This is a genomic window from Pusillimonas sp. MFBS29, assembly GCF_020687695.1.
GTDB lineage: Bacteria > Pseudomonadota > Gammaproteobacteria > Burkholderiales > Burkholderiaceae_B > Pusillimonas_C.
The window spans coordinates 1-3,429 of sequence record NZ_JAJEWL010000020.1 but is presented as its reverse complement, the minus strand read 5'-3'; the positions used below and the strand labels follow the sequence as shown (position 1 = coordinate 3,429).

At 54.1% G+C, this 3,429-nt stretch carries 5 protein-coding genes; 4 read left to right on the top strand and 1 reads right to left on the bottom strand.

All coding sequences use genetic code 11. The features are described from left to right. Nucleotides 1–91: 91 nt before the first annotated feature. From LKR43_RS16090 to LKR43_RS16075, 4 genes are all read left to right on the top strand, one after another. Entirely contained in the window at nucleotides 92–454 is a 363-nt protein-coding gene (locus LKR43_RS16090; RefSeq protein WP_180033021.1) for a helix-turn-helix domain-containing protein, read from the top strand. Nucleotides 455–1,047: 593 nt separating this feature from the next. Beyond that, the gene (locus LKR43_RS16085) at nucleotides 1,048–1,383 is read left to right on the top strand and encodes an AlpA family transcriptional regulator (RefSeq protein ID WP_346724941.1); all 336 of its coding nucleotides are present in this window, start codon (nucleotides 1,048–1,050) and stop codon (nucleotides 1,381–1,383) included. A gap of 118 nt (nucleotides 1,384–1,501) precedes the next feature. Further along, a complete protein-coding gene (locus LKR43_RS16080; RefSeq protein ID WP_113933184.1) occupies nucleotides 1,502–2,200 on the top strand; it encodes a DUF6088 family protein in 699 nt (232 codons plus the stop codon). Further along, entirely contained in the window at nucleotides 2,197–3,243 is a 1,047-nt protein-coding gene (locus tag LKR43_RS16075) for a nucleotidyl transferase AbiEii/AbiGii toxin family protein (protein ID WP_227685191.1), read from the top strand. The genes LKR43_RS16080 and LKR43_RS16075 overlap by 4 nt, the downstream gene beginning before the upstream one ends. Nucleotides 3,244–3,248: 5 nt before the next feature. Here the strand turns inward: LKR43_RS16075 and LKR43_RS16070 are convergent. Continuing rightward, nucleotides 3,249–3,429, bottom strand: a 181-nt coding sequence (locus LKR43_RS16070) for a hypothetical protein (protein ID WP_227685190.1), incomplete at its 5' end; no start/stop codon positions are given.

Genomic DNA, 3,429 nt, shown 5'->3' with positions numbered 1-3,429 from the left:
ATCTCCATAATTGCTAATCGTTAAGCAATGTTCTATAAGTATAAATACACTTACAACTTACTCATGACGTATCCACCAATTGAAAAATCCCATGACGCCGAGTCCCATAAACAGCATTGGCGCACGCTTACTTGCCGCACGTAAGAAGCGCGGCCTATCGCAAGAAGCATTGGCCAAACTCCTCAATCCCCCCATAAGCCAAAGCGCCATAGCCCATATTGAAATCGGCCGCAATGAGACTTCCCGTCACATCGTATGGATTGCAGCGGCGCTCCACGTTCGCGCTGAATGGCTGGTTACAGGAAAAGGTGAAATGTTCGAGATGGAATGGCCATGGCCGGATACTCCTAGGTATACGCTTGAGGAGCTGCCTCCCCCCGTACTGGAAGATATCGGTGACTACATAAAAATGAAGATCGCCCAACAAGCCCGACATTCCGAAGAGTACGATTAAGTTTCAACAATCGGCTGGATTATCCTCAGCTATTGGCCAAGATACAAAAAAACACAATAAAAATACCCGGATCGCCCTGTGTTCCACAGTGAACCAGGGCGATTCTTTTAGTGTCATTCCATGGCAGATTTTGCAGTTTTTTCCTTCCACATAACTTTTATTTATTACTTGAATATTGACTCCAGAAAGTGGATACGTAATGATTACAGCAATCCCGCTCTTTAACAACACAACACCGATAAATACCGCGCCCTGTCCGGCAACGGGCGGTGTGAGTGCGCGGCTACCCGTTACGCCAGCATTAAGCGGGGCGACAAGCACCTGGGTAGGAGTAAAGCAGGTGAAAAATCATTGCTCTCTTGGGCCGGTAGCGACTGGCAGATACCGAGGGAAGTAGATGACGTTCCGTGACAACGGACGCCGGTACTGCCAAAGGCAGGCCAAGCTCGATGGATGGCGCGTAATCCATTGATGACAGCGGCAAAGACCGCAGTTTTCAGCATCCCGACGAACCACAATAGTGGGCCAGCGGCGGGCTCTACCGAAAATGATCCAAGCAACTGACCCCATCGCGGTATCTTGGCGGATCAGTCATGAAGGCGCTGACCGCGCCTGCTTTGGAAAGCATCCTGGGTGATGCCACCCAGGGTGCTTTCCAAGGTTTTATGGAGGAAGTAATGAAGGAACAGTCCCTGCCAAACATCTTTGGCTACTCATCAACTAGACACCAGACCCTGCAGCAACCTGATCAAGCACTTCTGTATCGGATTCACATAGCTGAGGCGAAACTTGGAGTGTCACGATCAACCATCTACCGACTGGTCAATGAAGGCGAGCTGGTACTTATTAAGATTGGCAAACGCTCCAGTGGCATCACCGCAGCCAGCCTACATGCTCTTATTGAGCGAAACAAGGCACTTGCCAGTTAGGCGAGCACGCCATTAGTGGCTCAGCCTCACTAATTTAGTCCGAAAAAGAATCACAAACTTCGGACAAATTTGCATTTTGTCCGAAAAAAAGCTACAAATATCGGACAAAGGTGCCACTATGAACGATCTCAAGACTCGGATCATGGCTCACATCGATGAAGCGCTGCCTGGCCAAGTGTGGGTGCCAGCCGACTTTTCCCAATATGGCAGCAGAGACGCCGTGGACAAAGCGCTTCAACGCTTGGTTACGGCGGGCCAGTTGCGCCGCATCGACCGTGGGCTGTATGACCGACCCAAACTAAACAGTCTGACCAAAAAGGCAACAGCCCCAGACTACCGCGCCGTCGTGGATGCCATCGCACGTCGCGACCAACTGCGCCTGCTCGTCGATGGCATGACTGCCGCCAACGACTTAGGCCTAACGGACGCCGTGCCAGCCAACGTCACCATCCACACCGATGCACGCCGGCGCACCATTCAACTCGGCAACCTGACGATCACGTTTAAGCTCACAGCGCCCAGTCGCCTATATTGGGCTGGACGGCCCGCTATGCGTGTGGTCCAAGCACTGTACTGGCTGAAGGACACCCTGCCCGCAGACCAGCCCCGCATCGTCAAGCGGCTGTCCGAACTGCTGGATGACCCCGAACAAGGAGAAGCGATACGCCGGGACTTGTTGACGGGCTTCAACACGTTGCCAGCATGGATGCAGGCCATCGTGCGCGAACTGCCGGGCTGCGCGGTACCGGACGCCGAAGCCTCTACATCGCTCCCCGGTACCACCGACCATCGGATGCACATTGACACTTTTGCATGAATCCAAATTTCCATACCATCATTCAGGCCGCTGACGATGAACGGCGCGGGCTGTTCCTGACGACTGCTGCTCGCCTGGGCACAGCTGTCCAGAATGTTGAAAAGGACTTCTGGGTATGCTGGACTCTGGACGCGCTGTTCAATGGCCTGCCGCCAGACGGCCCCCGCCTGCTATTCAAGGGCGGCACATCATTGTCCAAATCATACGGCCTGATTTCCAGATTCTCAGAGGACATCGACATCACCGTATTCCGCGAAGACATCGGCGAACCCGCTGAAACTGCGGAACTGGACGCCTTGAGCGGCAAGCAACGGCGCATCCGCCTGGAACGCATCCGCACCGCATGCCAGCACTATGTTGCTGATAGCATGACGACGCAGATCCACGCAATCGCAGCTAACACCATAGCTACCGATCAATTCCGCTTGGAACTGGACCCGGACGACCCAGACCAGCAGACTCTGCTGTTCTGGTACCCCGCTGTGACAGCTGCACCTGGCGACTACATTCGTTCCGCCGTGAAGATCGAGGCTGGAGCCAAATCGGCTCTGGATCCACATGAAACGGTCGTGGTGTCTCCCTACGTTGCCAACGACCTGCCCGAATTGAATATGGCCGTACCCAACGTGACGACCGTTAAGCCCGAACGCACCTTCTGGGATAAGGTCATCATTCTGCATGGCCTGCGCCAATGGCATGATCGCAGAGGCCTATTGCGCCAAGGCGGCCAACGCGTGTCCCGACATTATTACGATGTCCACCGGCTCCTTCAGCATCCCGACGCAAACGTATGGATCGCAGATCGCCTCCTTGCACAGGACTGCGCGCAACATGCCCGGCTATTCTTCGGCAGCACTGACCTGCGTCTGGACATGGCAACACATGGTTCTTTTACCCTATCGCCATCGGATGCCATGCACGACGCATTGACCCGAGATTACCAAGCGATGAGCGGCATGATCTTCGGGCCATTTCCTGCCCTCGATGAAGTGCTTCACGTTGTCGCTGAACTGGAGCAGCGCTTAAATACGAATCTCACATAAGCAGTTTATGAGCGCGCGACATCAACTGCACTCACCGTTATGGGCATATTGGAATCGAACCACGGGCCGCTTTCGTTGTTTTTTAGCACCTGTACCCCAGCTTGTACCCCACCGTTCCCATTCAATGGAGAAAGCGCATGGAGACTGGCTTCAACCGCGTCGATTAGATTCCGCCCCAGGCCACCA